We start from the raw sequence: 18,598 nt of genomic DNA, 5'->3' as shown, positions 1-18,598 counted from the left end.
GATCCTTTTACCTGTGCGCCAGACTTAAACCAGCAACCGCGCCCAATCCACGCTGGTCGGATTGCCAAGAGTGAAACCCTTGCCGGTCAGGGCGAGGTTCTTGTTGTACGCCAGATCGTGCTGGAACGGCCCGGCCCATTTTTCACGCAAGGCCGCAAGCGCCTGCGGTGCATCGGGCAAGGTGCCAGGATGGATAACCTGCACTTGCGGTGTCCATACCACCAGATAGCCGGCCTGACCTGCCTTGAGGCACAGGTCGACATCGCCGTAGGCATTGGCAAACGCCTGTTCGTCCAGCCCGCCAACCTCGTCGAACAGCGCTTTGCGGATCATCAGGCATACAGCCGAAACGGCCGAATAGTTCTGCTCCAGCACCAGACGGTTCATATAGCCTTTGGCATCCTTGGACTCGCCAACGAAAGCCGAACCGACGCCATCGTTCATGCCCAGAATCAGCCCGGCCTGAGTCACCTTGCCGTCGTGATCCAGCAGCTTGGTGCCAACCACCCCGACTTCCGGGCGCTGGGCCTGGTTGAGCAGGGATTCGAGCCAGTTCGGGTTGACCACTTCACTGTCCGCCGCCAGTAGCACCAGGTATTCACCCTGGACCTGCTGACTGGCCTCGTTGTACAACGCCGACAGGCTGAGACGCTCGTGCGCCCGCAGGACTTGAATCTTGTCGCCCGGCTGCCCGAGGCCGTCCAGCCATCGAAGGATGTCCGGTGACTGGCTCGCGTTATCGGCGATCAGCACTTCGTAACGGGTGTAGCGGGTTCGTTGCACAATGCCGGTCAGGCAACGTTGCAGCTGCGCCAGGTTGTCCTGGCTGGCCACGATGATCGACACCAGCGGACGCTCGGCATGACGGTAATCGATTTGATAAGTACCAGGCTCGGCGGAGCTGATTTGCGCCTTGTAGCCACGGGTCGCAAGGTGACGGATCAACGCCTGGCGCTCGTGGGCGTTGTCTTCCAGCACCGGCGCCCGGGCGATCAGCAACGGTTCGTCCAGATGAGCCAGCCAGGCCAGGCCGCCCTGCTCGATGATGCGCAGTAGCAGGTCGAACTCCAGTGCCTTGCTGAAGTCGGCCTGGTAACCGCCTGCTTCCAACAACACATCCTTGCGGATCAGCCAATGCCGCGCCATCAGCGCTGGCAGGCTTTGCAGCAAATCGAGGTTGAAGCCTGGGCGGAACACATCGATCAGCGCGCCATTGGTGTCACGCTGAATCTCGTCCGCCGCCACTGCTCGACAGTCAGGCGCGGCGTGCAGTTCCAGACCTGCGCGCAACAAACCACCAGCAGTGAACTCGTCCCCCGCCTCGGTCAGCAGCAGCCAGTCGCACGGCGATTGACGCGCGATCTGATTGAGCTTGTCGACATGGTTGGCCGGGGTTACGCGAACGAAATGCAGCGTGTTGTGCACCGTCGTTGCCGCCAGCGGCTCACCGGTGGTGAACACCACGATCTTGAAGGCATGGTTGTGGCCTTCCAGCAAACTGTCGAGGGTGATCTGCAGCTTGGCCGCGTCGTTGTCGAGGTCCAGCACCAGAATGCCAAACTGTGGACCGCCGTTGTGGGCGGCCAGATAACGTGACGTCGCAGCGACTTCGTCAGCGTCCGGGGCGCGCGCCGCCAGCCACTTGAGCAGGCGACCGGAGCGCATGGCACCGAACACCTCGTCGTTGCCCTGGGTCGTCACCGCGTCCAGGCGCTCGGCCCAGGCAAACATGTCCCGCGCGTCGTCCGCTTCGCCCAGAAGCTCCAACTGCTGCGCCAGGCGCTTGACCACCTGACGGTTGAACGGGTTGCTGCCGTACGCGTGCCCCAGTCGCTCGATAACGCTTTCAGGGGTGTCGTTGTTGCGGGGCCGCATCATGTCAGCCTGCATCGTCCAGATACCTTCGAGCCCCTGAAGCTGAACGCGGCCGGCCGGCATGGCGTGAAGCAGAAATTCGAACTGGCTCAACAGGTCGAAGAACTTTTGATTGTAGAAAGGCATTTCGACATATTGCAAAAGCCCGAATTGGCGATCTGGCCCCTTCTGCACATTGTTCCAGCGCGATTCGAAAATCGGCTCGGCAGTCAACGCCCGACGGTTGCGCAAGCTGTCGGCCAGCGCCTCGAAACTGTCCAGTGCCAGTTGCCTGGCCTGCTCCGCGTCAAGACCGGTGCGGCTACTCGGCAACGTCGCCAGCAATTGGGCGAACGCTTCACGGTCCGCTACCGACTTGGCATCGGCAAGGGTCAGGGTGCTGTAGATCTCGGTGTTGTGCTCCGACTCAATGTAATTGACCTCTCGCACCACATACGGGATCGGCAGAATTCGCGCCTTGGCCATTGCCAGCATGTAGTACGCATGGCCGATTTCCTGCCATTCGAAGATGGTGTTCTCTGGCATGAGCGCGTACCAGTCACGCAACAGCTCGGTGCGGTGAACCGCATAGAACGGCGGGATGTACTGGTGCATGAAATCGATGACCCGGTCCTGCGCACGTTCGGACGAGTAGTCTTCACAGACCTTCTTGTCCCGGCGGTAGTAGCTCACGCTGTTGGCCAGGGTCAGGTACATCAGGCAATAGCCATGGCACATGCCGTAATCCGGATTTTCTTCCAGGAACGATACCGAAGCGTCGAGGGCATCATGCACGATGAAGTCATCGTCGGCGGCAAACACCATGTACGGCGTGGTGACTTGCTGCACGCCGTAGTCGAGCTTGGCCCGAATGCCCCAGTAACCGTACTGCGGCAGGTGCTGATAGTCGACCGTGGGGTACACGCCGTCGATGCCATCGGTGGCTTGGGTCGAAGAGTCCAGCACCAGAATCCTGCAAGGCAAGGTGCTGTAGAACTTCACCGCCCGGCGCGCAAAGGCCGGTCGGTTATGGGTGATGAGTACCACCGTCAACAACTCGTTCAATGGTAATCCGCTTTCAGAACCGCACTTGCCTTGCATAATTTCTCCCCACAACCGGCGTATCGCCCGATGAACTCAACAATGATGTCGTTGCTTAACGAACCCGACGCAGATAGCCGTCCGGCGCCACGGTGATCAGCAGCTTGCTGTGAATCCGCGCATCGATTTCAAAATCGCGGTTTTCTTCCAGGTAGGCCCAGACCGCAGTTTTCGGGTTATCACCCTTGCCCCACGGACGATCCGGGAAGGCATCTTCCGGCATGTCTTCGACCACGGTGTCCATCACCACGCAGTAGCTGCCGACCGACACCAACGGTGCGTACAGGCGCAACTCTTCAAGCACGTGTTCGTGGGTATGGTTGGAGTCCAGAACCACCAGCACTTTCTTGCCAGCCACCCGTGCACGCACTTCTTCAACGATGGCCGGATCGATGCTCGAACCCTGGATCATGCTGATCCGGCGCGCCATCGGGTGGGCTTCAATGGCATCGCGGTTGTGTTGACGAATGTCGATGTCCACACCTAGCACTTCGCCGTGGCCGATCAGTTCCAGCATCGAGGCGTAAAACACCAGGGAGCCGCCGTGGGCGATGCCCGTTTCGACGATCACATCCGGGCGCAGGTCCCAGATGATTTCCTGCATGGCAACCATGTCCTGGGGAAACTGAATGATCGGCCGGCCCATCCAGCTGAAGTTGTAGGTGTATTTGTGTTTGGCCGTGACACCGACCCAGTCCAGCGACTCGGACTGAAGTTTTTTGTCTTGCTGCAAGCCTTCGATGTTCTGGCTTACTTCTTCGCGAAACTGCTCATGAGGATTCATGCAAACGCTCCGATACGGGGTGTTGTTAGTTGAAAACCCGACCGTCCTGATAAGGGACGGCCTGAGTCTTGATAATTCGTGCGGGATTGCCGACGACAACGGCATAGTCGGGAACGTTCCGGGTGACCACGGCGCCGGCGCCGACCGTTGCCCAGCGACCAATGCGCAAACGCGGAAGAATGGTGGCGTTAGTGCCGATGAAAGCCCCGTCCCCCACTTCGACACAGCCGGCGATGGCTACTCCGGGCGCCATGAATACGCTGTGCCCGATGCGGCCTTCGTGCCCGATCAGGCTGCCGTAGCTGATGCTGCTGTTATCGCCCAGGGACACTTCGGCCTGAATGATCACGCCTTCCTGGAGATAGTTGCCGGTGCCCATGCGCGTCATGCTCAGATCGATGCCGGGGTGCAGGAAGTTGCCCAGTGTTCCGCCGGCCTCGATGATCTGCCGCGTCGTCTCATAACGGGTTCTGGTGTCGCGGGTGATCAGGTTCACGAAGTGCGTGTCCGGGCCTTTCAAGTCGGCCACACGCTCTACCCCACCGATCACCGGCACGCCATGAAACAGCGTGCCGTGCTTGGCTGCATCGTTGTCGAGAAAGGCAAACTCCATGGCAGGGTTGGCTCGTTTGACGGAACCAATCATCCGCACGGCTTCAGGGTTTGCCGCCCCCAACAGGTAGACCTTCACAGCACATTCCTTTGCTGGCAGACCGTGCGAATCACCTCGATCACCCGCTGTTGATCAGCGTCGGTCATGTCGTGGTAGCTCGGCAGATTGATCGCCCGTTCCGACAGCGAGACAGCCATCGGCGTGTGCACCGGCTTATCGGCAAACATCGGCAGCGCCGACAATGGCCAGAAAAATACCCGGGCATCGATATCCGCTGCTTGAAAGGCTTCGATCAACAACTCTCGGGTAATACCGGTGCTTTCATGGAACACCACGGTGGGCATCCAGTAACCGTTCCTGGAATGCTCAGGTTGCGGGTTCATGGACAGCAACGGGATATCCAGCAGCCCCTGGGCATACCGATCGAAGATCGCGCGTTTGCGGGCAATCAGCTCATCGACACGTTCGATCTGGGCACAACCGATGGCGGCCTGCAGATTGCTCATCTTGTATTTGAAACCAATGAAATCCGGCCAGAACTGCCGCGTGCTGCCACTGACCCGACCGTGGTTGGAGAGTGTCAGCACTCGGTCATACAGCGCCTTGTCCGAGGTCACGAAAATCCCGCCTTCCCCGGTGGTCATGGTCTTGGTGCCATGAAAGGAGAAGGCGCCGAAAGCCCCCAACGAACCCGCGGCTTTACCACGCCATTGCGAGCCGATGGCTTCGGCGGCGTCTTCGATGACCGCAATCCCGTGCTCGCGGCCGATCGCAAGCAGCGTGTCCAGATCGCACAGGTTGCCGTACAAATGCACCGCCACGATGGCTTTGGTCCGTGGCGTAATGGCTTGCCGAACCTGCTCCGGGTCCAGGCACCAGCTGTCCGGCAACACGTCGACAAAAACCGGCGTCGCGCCCAGGTAATCGATAGGGGCCGCCGAGGCGATCCAGTTGGTGTTGGCCAGAATCACTTCATCGCCCGGACCGATTCCCAATGCGGCCATGCCCATGTGCAAGGCGCCGGTACAGCTGGAGGTCGCGATGGCATAGGGCACGCCCATGTGCTGCGCGAAGGACTTCTCGAAACGTGTGATGTATTCGTAGCAACGCTCGCCCCAGCCATGCTGCACAGCATCCAGCACGTACTTGGCTTCCAGCTCGCCCACACTGGGCTTGGTGTAGTGAATTCGGCTCATCTGAAGCTCAACTCCGGAATGGCAACGACAAAACGCCCGCCCCAACTGCGGACAACTGCGTATTGCTGGGTGATCTCGTCCAGCAGGTTCCATGGCAGCACCAGGACATAGTCCGGTTTCTCGATTTCAATCCGCTCGGGAGACACCACCGGAATGCGACTGCCCGGCAAGAACTTTCCTTGCTTGTGCGGACTCGCATCCGCGACCCAGGCCAGCAGGTCTGGCTTGACCCCGGCATAGTTGAGCAAGGTATTGCCTTTGGCGGCGGCGCCATAACCGACTACGCGTTTGCCCTCGGCCTTGGCCTGTAAGAGGAAACGCAGCAGTGCGTGTTTGATCTGTTCCGCGGCCGGGGCCAGGGTCGTGTAGTAAGCAGCGGTTTTGACTCCGGCCGCCTGCTCGACCTGCAACTGTTGTTGCACGGCAGGCGTTACTTCACGGCGCACACCCTCGGCACGCTGCACGAACACCCGCAGTGAGCCGCCATGGGTCGGCAACTCACTGACATCGAAAACTTCCAGGCCATTGCGCTCGCACAAACGTTGCACGGCGGTCAGCGACAGATAGGAATAGTGCTCGTGGTAAAGGGTGTCGAACTGCTGCCCGGCCATCAGCGTCAGCAACTGCGGAAACTCGAACGTCGCCACGCCCGTGGGCTTGAGCAGCGTCGCGAAACCGCCGAGAAAATCATTGATGTCCGGCACATGCGCCAGCACATTGTTGGCGGCCATCAGGTCCGCGCCCCAGCCTTCGCTCAGCAACTGCGAGGCGCTGTCGCGACCGAAGAACAGCTCGCGTATGTCCAGGCCTTTTTCCCGCGCGGCCTGTGCTGTGCTGCGGGTCGGCTCGACGCCGAGGCAACGGATACCGCGTTGTGCAACGTACTGCAGCAAGTAGCCATCGTTGGCGGCAATTTCCACCACACGGCTGTCGGCGGTCAGCCCGAAACGCTCGACCATCTCGGCCACATACCGATCGGCATGGGCCAGCCAGGTGCTGGAAAACGAACTGAAATACGCATAGTCGGCATCGAACAGACTGTCAGCGCGGGTGTAGTCCTCGGTCTGCACCAGCCAGCACTCCTGGCAGACCGCGACCTTCAACGGGATCCATTGCTCGGCCTGCTCCAACTGCTCCGCCCGCAGGTACGCGTTGGACGGCGGCGAGGTGCCCAGATCGATCAATGGCAACGCCAACGGGGTGCCGCAACCTCGGCAATTCATAGACGCACTCCAGGGAATTGGTCATCCAGCCAGGGATGGGCGGCATCCCGGGTCGACAGATTTTTGACAGGCTCGGGCCAGGCAATCGCCAGACGCGGATCGAGCACCGACAGGCCGCCCTCGTGATCCGGCGCATAATCGGCGCTGTGCAAATAGAGCAGCTCGGCATCGTCGCTCAAGGTCTGAAAGCCATGGGCGAAACCTGCTGGAATCAACAGGCTGCGACCATCACCGGCGCGCAGGTGCTCGGCGTGCCATTGCAAAAAGGTCGCCGAGTCCGGTCGCAGGTCGACCGCAACATCCCAGACTTCACCGCGCAGGCAGGTGATCAGCTTGGCTTCCGGGGCCTGGGCATTCTGATAATGCAAACCGCGCACGCTGCCGCGCTCACGGGTGCAGGACTGGTTGATCTGACGAATATGGAACGGCTCGCCAAAGGCGTTCAGGCTGCTCTCGCAGAACAACCGGGCGAAGTGCCCGCGCTGATCTTCATGACGTTTGTGCTGAACACTGAACAAGCCCTGGAGAGGTAACGCACTGATGCAAAACTCACTCACAGCGGCCCCCGATACAGGTTCAGCTGGTGCAGCGTGATGGCACGCATGTCATCGCCATTTTCCCAGGCCAGGTGCCAATCCAGAGTGTGCGTCAGACAGTCTTGCAGCGACCAGCGCGGCTGCCATGCCAACAACTGACGGGCGCGACTGCTGTCCAGGCGTAACAGGCCGGCCTCATGCAACTCGCTCGGTTCGACACGCAAACCTCGCGCGTGCGGCCAACGCCTGGAGAGCAGTTCGACCACCTCACCGACGCTGCACATATCGCTTTCACTCGGCCCGAAGTTCCACGCACCGGCGAATTTCGGACCCTGCTCATACAGACCCGCCGCCAGTTGCAGGTAACCGGCCAGCGGTTCCAGCGCGTGCTGCCAAGGGCGAACGGCCTGTGGATAACGCAGGGTCACCGGTTCATTCGCCGACCACGCCTTGAGCACATCGGGGATCAGACGTTCCGGGGCGAAATCGCCGCCACCGAGCACATTCCCGGCACGCGCAGTGGCCAGTGCCAGACCGTGCTCGGCATGCCGCTCGGCAGGGAAAAACGAAGCTGCGTAAGACTGCGCCAACAACTCGCAACAGGCCTTGCTGCTGCTGTAAGGATCATGGCCGCCAAGGGCTTCGTTCTCGCGATAGGGCCACAGCCATTCCTGATTGGCGTAGACCTTGTCTGTGGTCACCAGCACGCACGCGCGCACCCCGCCGATCTGACGAATCGCTTCCAGCAGATTGAGCGTTCCCATGACGTTGCTTGAGTAAGTCCCGAGCGGGTCACGGTAGCCTTCGCGCACCAATGGTTGCGCTGCCAGATGCAGGACGATTTCTGGCTGAGCCTCGGCGATCAGTTCCAGTAAGGCCGCCAGGTCACGCAAGTCACCGCGCTGATCGTTGATGCCTTCAGCAACGCGCGCCAGTTCGAACAGACTCGGTTCGGTGGACGGGTCCAGGGCAAAACCTGTGACCTCAGCCCCCAGGCTTTGCAGCCAAAGCGTCAACCAACTGCCTTTGAAACCGGTGTGACCGGTGACCAGTACCCGCTTGCCGCGCCAGAATTGCGAACTCAGTCCCACTGCTTCCATGGGGCCTCCCCGCTCTGCCACAGGTGCTCCAGATGATTCTTGTCACGCAGGGTGTCCATCGGGTGCCAGAAACCATCGTGCTGGAAAGCGTTCAGTTGCCCCTCGGCCGCCAAGGTCATCAGCGGTTCGGATTCCCAGACCGTCTCGTCGGCTTTGATCAGCGACAGCACTTTGGGCGACAAGACAAAGAAGCCACCGTTGATCCAGCCGCCATCACCGCGAGGCTTCTCGGTGAAACCGCGCACCAGATCACCGTCGCGCTCCAGCGCGCCGTAACGTCCTGGTGGCTGTACCGCCGTAACCGTCGCCAGCTTGCCGCTGCTCAAGTGAAAATCCACCAGGGCACCAATATTGAGGTCCGAAACACCGTCGCCATAGGTGAAGCAGAACGCTTCCTGATCTTCCAGATAGCGGCTGGCACGACGCAAACGGCCACCGGTCATGGTTTCTTCGCCGGTGTCGATCAAGGTGACACGCCAAGGCTCGCTGTAGTTCTGGTGAACGTCCATGCGGTTGTTCGACATGTCGAAGGTGACGTCAGAGGTGTGCAGGAAGTAGTTGGCGAAGAAGTCCTTGATCGCGTAGCCCTTGTAGCCCAGGCAAATCACGAAGTCGTGAATTCCGTGTGCGGAATACTGCTTCATGATGTGCCAGAGAATTGGCTTGCCGCCGATCTCGATCATCGGCTTGGGCTTGAGGTGCGACTCTTCGCTGATCCGCGTGCCCAGGCCACCCGCCAGAATAACTGCCTTCATCTTGTCCCCTCTTGTTCGTCACAGCGCCAGCCCAAGCCCTGCAAGGCTTTGCGACCGTCTGGATAAATCGTATGAGGCTGCACCCATCACTCTCTGGCTGCACCGCACATGCTCGATTTATGGCGATTTTGAGGGGGACTTGCAGGAAACGCGCCAGCTAGCGCTGACACAGGAACTGTCGCAGGCGGCGATCTTTTGATTGCGCCTTGAAAAGATCGCCCGAACGCGGCCCGAGCCTGCATCAGCTACGGACATCAACCACCCGCGATGAAACGGCTTGCCTTCACCACTCAACAGGCCGAGCGTTAGCTCGCCTGCAGCTCTTGATCTTGATCCACCCGCCCCTTCGGGAGGCCGAGTGGAGGCGTTCATCAGGGGGTGGGCGCGCAGCGCCGTTCGACGCAGTCGAACACATCGAGAGGAGGTCGTCGCGCAGCAGACCGTAGGCGATGCCCCCTGATGGACACCGGAGTGAGGGGACGCCGAGCCTAGGCGAGGTGCCGTACGCTTGGGGCGAAGACCTTTGCTTCCTTTGGGGCGTCTGCCAAAGGGAGTCGCTGTAAGAGCGAAACCGTAAGTGGCCGTTACCGCAGGAATGGATATGTACACCTGCAAGAGATTGGTCGGCTGCCAGGCCGCCATCGCGGGCAAGCCCGGCTCCCACAGCTGGACTGTGTACATCTGCGAGAGATGGGTCGGCTGCCAAGGTCAAAAGATCGCAGCCTTCGGCAGCTCCGAAGGCAGGGCGTATCAGTCGGCCAACCAGCCATTTTCCCAGTACCGCACGTTATCCCCGCGCAGCATGTAGTCGCGCAGCACCGCTTCGCGCAGTTCATCGCCCATTCGGTAGCTGGCATCCGGGTCCGCCAGGTGCATGCGAATGGCCTGCAACCATTCCTCGGTGCTGTTGCTGACAACCCGAGTGCACGGCAGATAACCCCGATAGGCCTCGGTATCCGTACACACCACCGGGTAGCCGCAAGCACCGTACTCCAACAGGCGCAGGTTGCTCTTGCAGTCGTTGAAAATATGAAACTCCAGCGGCGCCAGCGCCAGGTCGAGGTTCAGGCTAGCCAGTTTCGCCGGGTAGACACTGAGGTCGATCACGCCATGGAACTCATGCATGTAAGGCAGCAATTCTTCGGGACACATGCCGAAGAACACCCAATCCACCTCGTTGGCCAGCTCGCGAACGACGTCAGCGATGATCGCCAGGTCGCCCGAGTGACTGGTACCGCCCCCCCAGCCTACCCGTGGCTTTTTCGAGGTGCGGCGCTGGCTGCGCAGGCCATCCCAAAGATGAGTGGCGAGCATGTTCGGCACAACCCGAATGTCGTGATGCATCGACGACAACGCATCGGCCAGTGGCTGGGTCGACACCACCACCCGATCGCACAGGCCGATACCACGACGGACCAGACGCTCCATCTCGACGTGGTCCGGCATATTGCGAATGTGTGCGTTCTTCTTCGGCGCCTTGATGACATAGTCATCCAGCTCGAAAATCAGTCGGGCGTTGGTGTAGGGCTTGAAGGCGGCGATCTCGTTGACCGGCCCTTCACTGTAGCGCCCTTGCAGGATGATGACGTCCGGCGCCTCACGCTCGATCTCGATGATCGACGGCAGATCGTAGTAGATCCGCCCGGTCGCCCGACCCGCCTTCTGCAGTTCAACCAGCGGCTGGATCGCCCGATAGTGACCGACTGCCGAGGAGTTGACCGGCAGCGCCATGATGTTCGGTAACTGGCGAACGGAAAACGGGCTCCAGCCGGTGCGCAAGCCTGGCTCCAGGCTGTAACTGGAACCCCCTGGCGTATTGAGCATCAGGTTCGGGTTGTACGCCGGGTCGCGAGCAACAATGGGCAACCAGCGCCGGTAGAAGGTTTCCTGCTCTTGCGTGCGTTGCGCCAACTCGGCTTTGTCCGGGACGACAGCAGGCTGTGTCCCGAGGGCCAACTGGGCGTACGGCGTCCACACCACCAGATAGCCGTTCTGACGGACCCGCAAACACAGGTCCACCTCGTTGAGGGTCAAGGCAAAATCCTGCGCCTGCAGCCCACCGACACTCTCGAATATTGCCTTGCGCACCATCAGGCAATCAGCACCGACAGCGCTTAGGTCCTGAACCACCTGCAAGCGGTGCATGTAGCCCGCCGCGTTAAGCGAGTCGGCGTAAAACGGTGAAGCGGCCGGCCCTTGCAGCCCGAGAATCAGCCCGGCATGCAGCACGCAACCGTCAGGATTGAACAGCTTGGCCCCGACGACACCGACTTCTGGACGCTGCGCATGATTGAGCAACTCACCCAGCCAGTCCGCACGAGTGACCACCACATACGGGTCGAGCATCAGCAGGTATTCACCGCGAGCCTGCTGCGCCGCAAAGTTGCGCGTCGCCGCGAGATTCCCCTGCGGCGGATACGTCAGCACCCTCAACCGGTCGCTGCCCAACTGGGCCATGGCACTCAGCCACTCAAGCGTCTGCGCAGACTCACTGCCGTTGTCGACCAGCAGCAACTCGTACTCGCTGTAGGCGGTTTTCTCCAACAGGCTTTCGACACACCGTTGCAGCACTGACAACTGGTCCTTGCAGACAATGATGATCGACACCAGCGGCCGCTCGGCGTGCAGGTAATCGACACGATTGAGCAAGGTAAAACTGCCCTGGCGAATCTCATGGGCAATATTCAATCGCTGAAGATGTGCCTCCAACACTTGCGGATTGAGTTCAATGACGTCGGGCAGCGCCAGCCACTGTGCCAGGCCGAGTGTCGACTCCAGCATCACCTCGGCAATATGTTCGACGACCTCCACGCCACTGTCCTCGACCATGCGCCACAGCACATCGTGAGGCGCCAGCTCGCCATAGCTTGAATTGAATCCACCCAGCGCCAGGAATCGCTCACGCTGGAACGCCAGGGATCGCCCGACATAGGGATAACTGCGCATCAGGTCCAGGTTGAAATCCGGCTTGAAGACCGGGTCTGCCGACTCACCGTCGCGCAATCCGCCTTCGTCGCCATACACACACAATGCGCTCGGTGACGCACTGACGCGCTCGGCCAGCAGCAACAGCGCCGGCTCCACCAGACGATCGCCGGCACGCAGCACATAGAACCAGTCAACCCCGTCGAGCTGCGCCAGCAATGCGTTGAGCTGCGCGCACCAATCCTCCTGCAACGGCAGGTTGAACACCCGCTCTTCGAGCTGCGCTTCGGTACAGGCGCTGGACAACACCAGGATCAGCTCTGGCGCATAGAGCTGTCCGGCAAGGCTTTTAAGGGTGAGATCCAGGTTGGCACGACTGGACTGATCATCGATGATGATCGGGACGATTTTCGGTTGCCGCGACCAACCGGCGACGGTTTCCGGCAACAGATGTCGCTGAGTCTCACTGAGTGTGCGACACGCCAGCCATTGCGTGTACAGCTGGGAAAAACTCTCGCTGGCGATACCCACCCGATATTCCTGGCTGGCCTGGCGATTCCCCAGCGTCCGACTCAGGGGCAACTCCTCCCAGATTCGCGGCGCCTCTTCGGCACGACTCAGTGGCAGGAAACGAACCCAGCCTCCCGCCGGTGCATCCTCGCCACCACGAACCTTGAGCATTTGCACCAGCCAGTGCTTTTCCAGCTCCGCCGCATCTTTCATCGGCTGCTGACGAATCAAACGCTCCGGATGCAAGCGCTCGACGCTCAACACGTAGTTGAGCTGAGCCATGTTGCCCCGGCGCATCAGGCAGATGTACAAGGCCAGATCGAGCGACGCGACAAAGCAATGGCCAGGTTGAGTCAAGGCCGGCATCAGTTCCTGCACATCCTTGCGGCGGAACAGCGCACTGCTGAAACCACCGAGGAAGTTGACCGGGAAGCTCTCGAAAATCGCCAGCAGGTCATCGCCCTTGAATATCCCGCACTCCGGCGACAGCGTGCTGTTCTCCAGACGTGATGGCAGCGGGTGATCGTCCGCATCCCAGAACACGCGCTGGGCCAGCACCAGATTGATGTCCGCCTGCTCGGTCAGGACGTGCGCCTGGCGCTCGATACACGCAGGCGACAGCTGATCGTCATCACAGAGAAACTTGATGTACTCGCCCTTTGCCTCACCCAGGCACGCCAGCAGATTGCCGACAAACCCCAGCGTCTGCGGGTTTCGCACATACCGCACGCGCTCTGCTGCATCGCCCGTCAGCGACTCGACAACCTGCCGGATCTCATCGCCGCGACTGTCGTCGCACACAATGATTTCGAGGTTGGCGTAATGCTGGACCAGGGCACTGCGCAGAGCCTGAGCAAAGAAGCGTGGATTGAAGGCGGGAATGACGAGGCTGACTAACGGGACTGGATTCACGGCGGGGCTCTCAAGCGGCGGACGCTCACCCGGTCGGGTGAGCCCCTGAAACCGCTGAAAAAAGGCGATTGGTATTCGGCGGTTTACGACCGGGCGCTTTCGCGCCAGGCCCCCTTAGATCTTGTTGAACAGACCCAGCTGACTGATTTTGCTGAACGCCAGTTGCGCGGCCTGCAACATGGTTTGCTGCAACGTCAGACGGGTCATGACTTCGGCAGGATCAGAGTCGCGGATAGCCGACTGGCTGGTGGTGTTGGCCAGGACGAGACTCTGGTTGGTTGTCGTCTGATCATCCAGGGCCTGACCGCGCACGCCCACCGCAGTGATTGCCGAGCCCACCTGCGCCGAAGCGGTGTCCAGGTTGCCCAAGCCCGACGCGACGGCCGCCTGCATTTTTTGCAAGGCGACCGGATTGTTATCCGCCGGGGTATTCAACGCAGCCTGCAACTGCCCCAAAGTGTCCAGAACGTTCTGGGTCTGGTGGTTGTTAGACTGAACAACAAACTGATCGCCGGCTGCCGGAGTACCGCCGAGCGTAAACGTAACCCCTGCAGCTGTCGCCGTAGAACCGGCCATGGTGCCCGAAGACACGGGCTTGCTGGTCGCCGTGATCGGCGATGCATAAAGATCGTAAGCCGTGGCACTGGTGAACTTGAGAATCGCGCCGCCAGTCGGGAAGGTGCTGTTATAGGCAGTCGGGTTGCTCGTGGTCGCACCGGAGATCACTGCCGTGGACGGGTTGCCCGGGCTACGCGACGCGCTGATGGTGTCGGGCTTGACCGCCAACTGGAAGCTATGGCCGGCGATCACTGCGTCTGGAACGGTATCGCCAGACTTCAGATTGATGTTCAGCGTCAGGTCCACACCGCGGAAACTGACCGTCTGGTTAGAGGCGTCCTTATTGCTGATCACACCGTTCTGGCTGGCCTCGGCAGTGACATCGTTACCCAGCGCATCAGTGATCTGCAGCTGGGTACTGCTGACAAAATTCACGGTGTAAGGTTGACCGGCGGTGAACTTGGAATCGAACGTTCCGGTGTTGCTGATCTGGCCGCTGGACAGCGTCACCCGACCGTCATCCACCGCAGGCGCGGTCATGGTGGTCAGAGAGCGGCTGGTGTTGCTCGCCTTCTGGAAGGCATCCCAACCAGTGATGTTGCTGGCAACCGACATGGAGTCGCCGATGGCCAGGTTCACGTCGGACTGGTCACCGTTGTAGCTGTAGGTGCCATCGGAGTTTGCCGTGTACGGAGGCGTACTGGTTTTGGAGCCGGCGAACAGGTAGTTACCGTTGGCATCCTGACTGTTCATGAGGCCCAACACCTGACTCTGGATCTGCCCCAGCTCCTGGGCCGCAGCCTTACGGTCCGCATCGGTCTGCGTGCCGTTGCTGGCGCCGAGCGCGAGTTCCTTGGCCCGCTGCAAGGCGGTGCCAATCGCGCTCAACGCGGTTTCGGACTGACTGTATGCGCCCTTGAGACTGCTGATGTTGCCGGCGTACTGATCGAGCATTGCGCTCTGCTGGCCGAGCTGAAGCAAGCGCGCAGCACCAATCGGATCATCGGCGGCGGTATTGACCTTGGTCAGGCTGCTCGCTTCGGCACTGGTCTTGATTGCATTGTTGTAATTACGCTGATAGTTGGCAGCGGTCGTTTCGTAATACTGGGCGGTAGAAATGCGCATGAATTACGACTCCTTAAATACTGTTGATCAGCGTGCTGAAAGTTTCCTGCGCAGCCTTGATGATCTGCGATGAGGCTGTGTAGTACTGCTGGTATTTCACCAGGTTGCCGGACTCTTCATCGAGGTTGACACCCGACAGGGCATCGCGGGCATTCTTGGCACCGGTCAGAATCACCGTGGCGGCATCGCCGTCAGACTTGGCCTGAGCCGCCTGGGCGCCAACGTTGGACACCAGTTTGCCGTAGGCGTCCGAGAGGCTGAGCCCCTTGCTCACCGAGCCGGTATCCACCGTTTGCTTGGTCTGTAAACCGACCAGAGCGGTGCCGTTACGGTTGTCCGAAGAGTTGGCGCCGGTCAACGAAATACTGAAGCTCTCACCGTCAGCGGGCGAACCATTGACCGTTGTTTGAACCGAGAAGGTCTTCTGCACTGGCGGCACGACCGAGTTGTCCATGATCGCAGCACCCGTGCTATCGACCATGTTCACTTGCAGGTTCAGGGTATTGCTTTGACCGGGAACGATGGTGCCCGAGCCCATGAGCCCGCCCTTGGCGTCGAAAAGCTTGTAACCCTGGGTCCCGGCACCGGCAGGATCGAACACCACTTTGACCGGCGTCGAATACTTGAGCCCGGTTTGCAGGTCGGCATTGGCCGCTGGATTGTAGATATCCAGGGTGCTGGTCAAAGTCGGCTGGGTATAGGTGCCTTTGTTGTTGGCACTGGCGACACCGCTCAGAGGCGCAGCCGCGGCGAGCTTCTTCGGATCGGTGATCACCGTCTGGATATCACTGGCACCGCTGCGGGTCGGCGTCACCTTGAAAGTGTCGCCGGCGCTCATGGCACCGCCGCCATTGAGCGTCATGCTGAAGCCGTCGATCACCGGAGCCGGTGTGGTGGTGGTGCTGAAGGCGCCCATGTTGGTGCCGTCGGAGCGCGTAACGCTGTAGTTCGTGGCGCTGGTGAAGGTCACCTTATAATCGCTGGTGGTCAGCTTGCCCGTGTCGTTGATAGTGACATTGAGGTTGCCGGAACCGGCGCTGTTACCCGCCTGGGCAATGCTGCGCTGCGAGATCAGCGTGGCACTGTTTATGTTGTTGAAGATCGCCGAACCAAAGTCGCCGTTCTGGTCGATGCCCTGAGCCTGCTGCTGGTTCATCTGATCGGCGACAACCAGTGCCACTCGCCCCAGCTCGTTAATTGCCGGGTTGAGCACTTCGCTGCGATAACTCAGCAAGCCACCCACCTGACCGGTCGTCACCACCGACGTAATATCGATGACGCTCGAGCCACGATTCAACTGGAGTGTCGACTGAGTCGGATCAGTCTTGCCCGGTACGGTTTCCAGGGTATTAGTGGTGCCGCCCATCACCAACGGCTGACCGCTGCCGATGTAGACGTCGTAGTTGGTGCCGCGCTCGACAACCTGGGCACCGACCAGGTCGGAAAGCTGGCGGACCGCCTCGTTACGCTTGTCGAGCAGGTCGCTCGGGCCACTGCTGTTGCTGGTGTTGCTACCCGCTGTTTGAGAAATCTGCTGGTTGTACTGGGCGATCGTGGTCGCCAGTTTATTGACCTGGGACGCCATGTCCGCGAGGTTGGAGTTGATGCCGGTGTTCTGGTCGGTCAACTGCTTGGAAATCGAGTTGAAGCGATCGCTCAGGGCCTTGGCATTGGTCATCACCGATTGGCGGGACGCATCATCGGTAGGCTTGGTCGCGACCGCTTGCAGGGACGTGAAGAACTTCTGCAGTGAGCCACTGAGGCCGGTGTTGCTGTCGGACAGCATCGTGTCGACCGGCGTAACCTGCCCCAGATAGGACGATGCCTGGCCGTTAAGCGAAGTGCTGGTCTGCAACTGGGTGTCGAGGTAGGCGCTATACACACGACGCACGTCAGCCAGGGTCGTGCCCGTGCCGATGAATACGTTATTGCCGTACTGAATCGAGGCCTTGCTGCTCTGTACGGTTTGCTGACGCGAATAGCCGGCCGTATCAACGTTGGCAATGTTGTTGCCGGTCACCGCCAAAGACGATGAGGCCGCATTCAACCCCGACATCCCGATATTGAGCAAACTCATGATTCAGACCTTATACCTTATGCCTATAAAGGCGTCGTGGAAGAGCCCGCCGCAGCGTAGTTCTGGTAACTCTTCATCTGCTTGGCTATCTGCGAAATCTTGCGGGCGTAGCCCGGGTCGGTTGCATACCCGGCCTTTTGCAACTCGCGTACAAACTGTTCTGGGTTATCGGCCGACTTCACAACATCTTGATAGCGATTATTGGTTTGCAGCAATGTCACAAGGTCATGGAAGCTGTCCTTGTAAGAGGCATAGGAACGGAACTCGGCCGTCTCCTTGACCATCTCGCCATTCCTGAATTCGCTGGTGATCGCCCGCGCCGAATCGCCCGTCCAACTGCTGCCAGCCTTGATGCCGAACAGGTTATGACTGCTGCTGCCATCCTGGGCACGCATGACCGATTTACCCCAACCGGTTTCCAGGGCCGCCTGGGCCACCAGATAACGCGGATCGACGCCAATGCGGTCGGCGGCTTCCTTGGCCATCGGCATCATCGTATTGACGAATTCGTCGGCAGAGCTGAAGGCTTTCTTCGCCGGCGCCAACGGAATTTGAGCCATGGCACGACCATAAATCTGCATCCGCCCGCTCGATCCCGAATCCGTTTGCGAGGCCAGCCAATCGCCATTGAACAGCGGACCGGAGCCGATCTTCATACCTTGAGGCGGCTGGATGTTGTTGAGCGCCGTTGCGCTGGTCGCAGCGGTCGTCGATGCCGACGGCACCAGGCCGGCGAGCAAGCGATCCGCGAGTTTCGGCGGCAGCGCCAGACGACGCTGATTGAGCATCGCCACGTCATTGCGGTGCCCATCGAGCGATTGTTGCGGCGGGTTGATCGCGCGCGACGCCCACAACGGCCGCTGGCCATTGAGCCGCGACAACGGCCCGTCGGTGCCCACCGTACCGGCAGCCACCGGCGTTGATACTGCCGCTTTCGCCGCTTCCTGCTTGGCCGCAGACATTGCCGCCGCCTCACCCGGTGCCAGCGGTTTGTTCTTCGACATCTGGCGCATCAGCACGTCGGCCAGACCGATACCATGACCCTGACGAGACATGGAAACCGCCAACTGCTGGTCGTACATTTCCTGGTACTGCTTGGCCGCAGGCGTGTTGAGCGGATTGTCCTTGCCCAGGGTCTCGGTGGCCGAGCGCATGGACTTGAGCATCTCGCCGAGGAACAGCGACTCGAACTCCTGCGCAACCTTGCGCATGTTCGCATCGCTGTTCTTGTCACCGACCTTGAGCTGGTTAAGCCGGTTCAGGTCCGAGTACGACCCCGAATCGCCGCTGCTGACCAACCCGCTCTTGTGAAGATCCATGTTCGCCATA

At 60.3% G+C, this 18,598-nt stretch carries 12 protein-coding genes; all 12 read right to left on the bottom strand.

The window, feature by feature from the left end; genetic code table 11:
- Positions 1–24: 24 nt before the first annotated feature.
- Entirely contained in the window at positions 25–2,955 is a 2,931-nt protein-coding gene (locus AC1RJ3_RS19445; RefSeq protein ID WP_493079990.1) for a TIGR00180 family glycosyltransferase, read from the bottom strand.
- Between the two features lie 55 nt (positions 2,956–3,010).
- The gene (locus AC1RJ3_RS19440; protein ID WP_347929319.1) at positions 3,011–3,739 is read right to left on the bottom strand and encodes a cephalosporin hydroxylase family protein; all 729 of its coding nucleotides are present in this window, start codon (positions 3,737–3,739) and stop codon (positions 3,011–3,013) included.
- Positions 3,740–3,764: 25 nt separating this feature from the next.
- On the bottom strand, positions 3,765–4,430 hold the full coding sequence (locus AC1RJ3_RS19435) for an acetyltransferase (RefSeq protein ID WP_493079988.1): 666 nt from the start codon (positions 4,428–4,430) through the stop codon (positions 3,765–3,767).
- Positions 4,427–5,548 (bottom strand): DegT/DnrJ/EryC1/StrS family aminotransferase, encoded by a 1,122-nt coding sequence (locus tag AC1RJ3_RS19430; protein ID WP_103315592.1) that lies wholly within the window; start codon positions 5,546–5,548, stop codon positions 4,427–4,429. Before AC1RJ3_RS19430 ends, AC1RJ3_RS19435 begins: the two co-directional genes overlap by 4 nt.
- The gene (locus AC1RJ3_RS19425) at positions 5,545–6,771 is read right to left on the bottom strand and encodes a methyltransferase domain-containing protein (protein ID WP_347929316.1); all 1,227 of its coding nucleotides are present in this window, start codon (positions 6,769–6,771) and stop codon (positions 5,545–5,547) included. The genes AC1RJ3_RS19430 and AC1RJ3_RS19425 overlap by 4 nt, the downstream gene beginning before the upstream one ends.
- Positions 6,768–7,328 carry a dTDP-4-dehydrorhamnose 3,5-epimerase family protein gene (locus tag AC1RJ3_RS19420; RefSeq protein ID WP_493079985.1) on the bottom strand — a complete coding sequence of 187 codons (561 nt, stop codon included), beginning with the start codon at positions 7,326–7,328 and terminating at the stop codon, positions 6,768–6,770. Before AC1RJ3_RS19420 ends, AC1RJ3_RS19425 begins: the two co-directional genes overlap by 4 nt.
- Positions 7,325–8,407, bottom strand: a complete 1,083-nt coding sequence (gene rfbG, locus AC1RJ3_RS19415; RefSeq protein ID WP_347929314.1) for a CDP-glucose 4,6-dehydratase — start codon at positions 8,405–8,407, stop codon at positions 7,325–7,327. Before rfbG ends, AC1RJ3_RS19420 begins: the two co-directional genes overlap by 4 nt.
- A complete protein-coding gene (gene rfbF / locus AC1RJ3_RS19410) occupies positions 8,389–9,162 on the bottom strand; it encodes a glucose-1-phosphate cytidylyltransferase (protein WP_103315589.1) in 774 nt (257 codons plus the stop codon). Before rfbF ends, rfbG begins: the two co-directional genes overlap by 19 nt.
- Before the next feature lie 750 nt (positions 9,163–9,912).
- The gene (locus AC1RJ3_RS19405; RefSeq protein ID WP_493079983.1) at positions 9,913–13,509 is read right to left on the bottom strand and encodes a glycosyltransferase; all 3,597 of its coding nucleotides are present in this window, start codon (positions 13,507–13,509) and stop codon (positions 9,913–9,915) included.
- Positions 13,510–13,623: 114 nt separating this feature from the next.
- On the bottom strand, positions 13,624–15,192 hold the full coding sequence (locus tag AC1RJ3_RS19400; protein ID WP_493079981.1) for a flagellar hook-associated protein 3: 1,569 nt from the start codon (positions 15,190–15,192) through the stop codon (positions 13,624–13,626).
- 13 nt (positions 15,193–15,205) lie between these two features.
- Positions 15,206–17,269 (bottom strand): flagellar hook-associated protein FlgK, encoded by a 2,064-nt coding sequence (flgK, locus tag AC1RJ3_RS19395; RefSeq protein WP_493079979.1) that lies wholly within the window; start codon positions 17,267–17,269, stop codon positions 15,206–15,208.
- Between the two features lie 23 nt (positions 17,270–17,292).
- Positions 17,293–18,588 (bottom strand): flagellar assembly peptidoglycan hydrolase FlgJ, encoded by a 1,296-nt coding sequence (gene flgJ, locus AC1RJ3_RS19390; protein WP_493079977.1) that lies wholly within the window; start codon positions 18,586–18,588, stop codon positions 17,293–17,295.
- Between the last annotated feature and the right edge of the window lie 10 nt (positions 18,589–18,598).

The sequence above is a fragment of the Pseudomonas sp. GW822-FHT04C11 genome, from assembly GCF_058800905.1.
The sequence above is the reverse complement of the archived record's forward strand: the minus strand, read 5'-3'. Positions and strand labels throughout refer to the sequence as shown.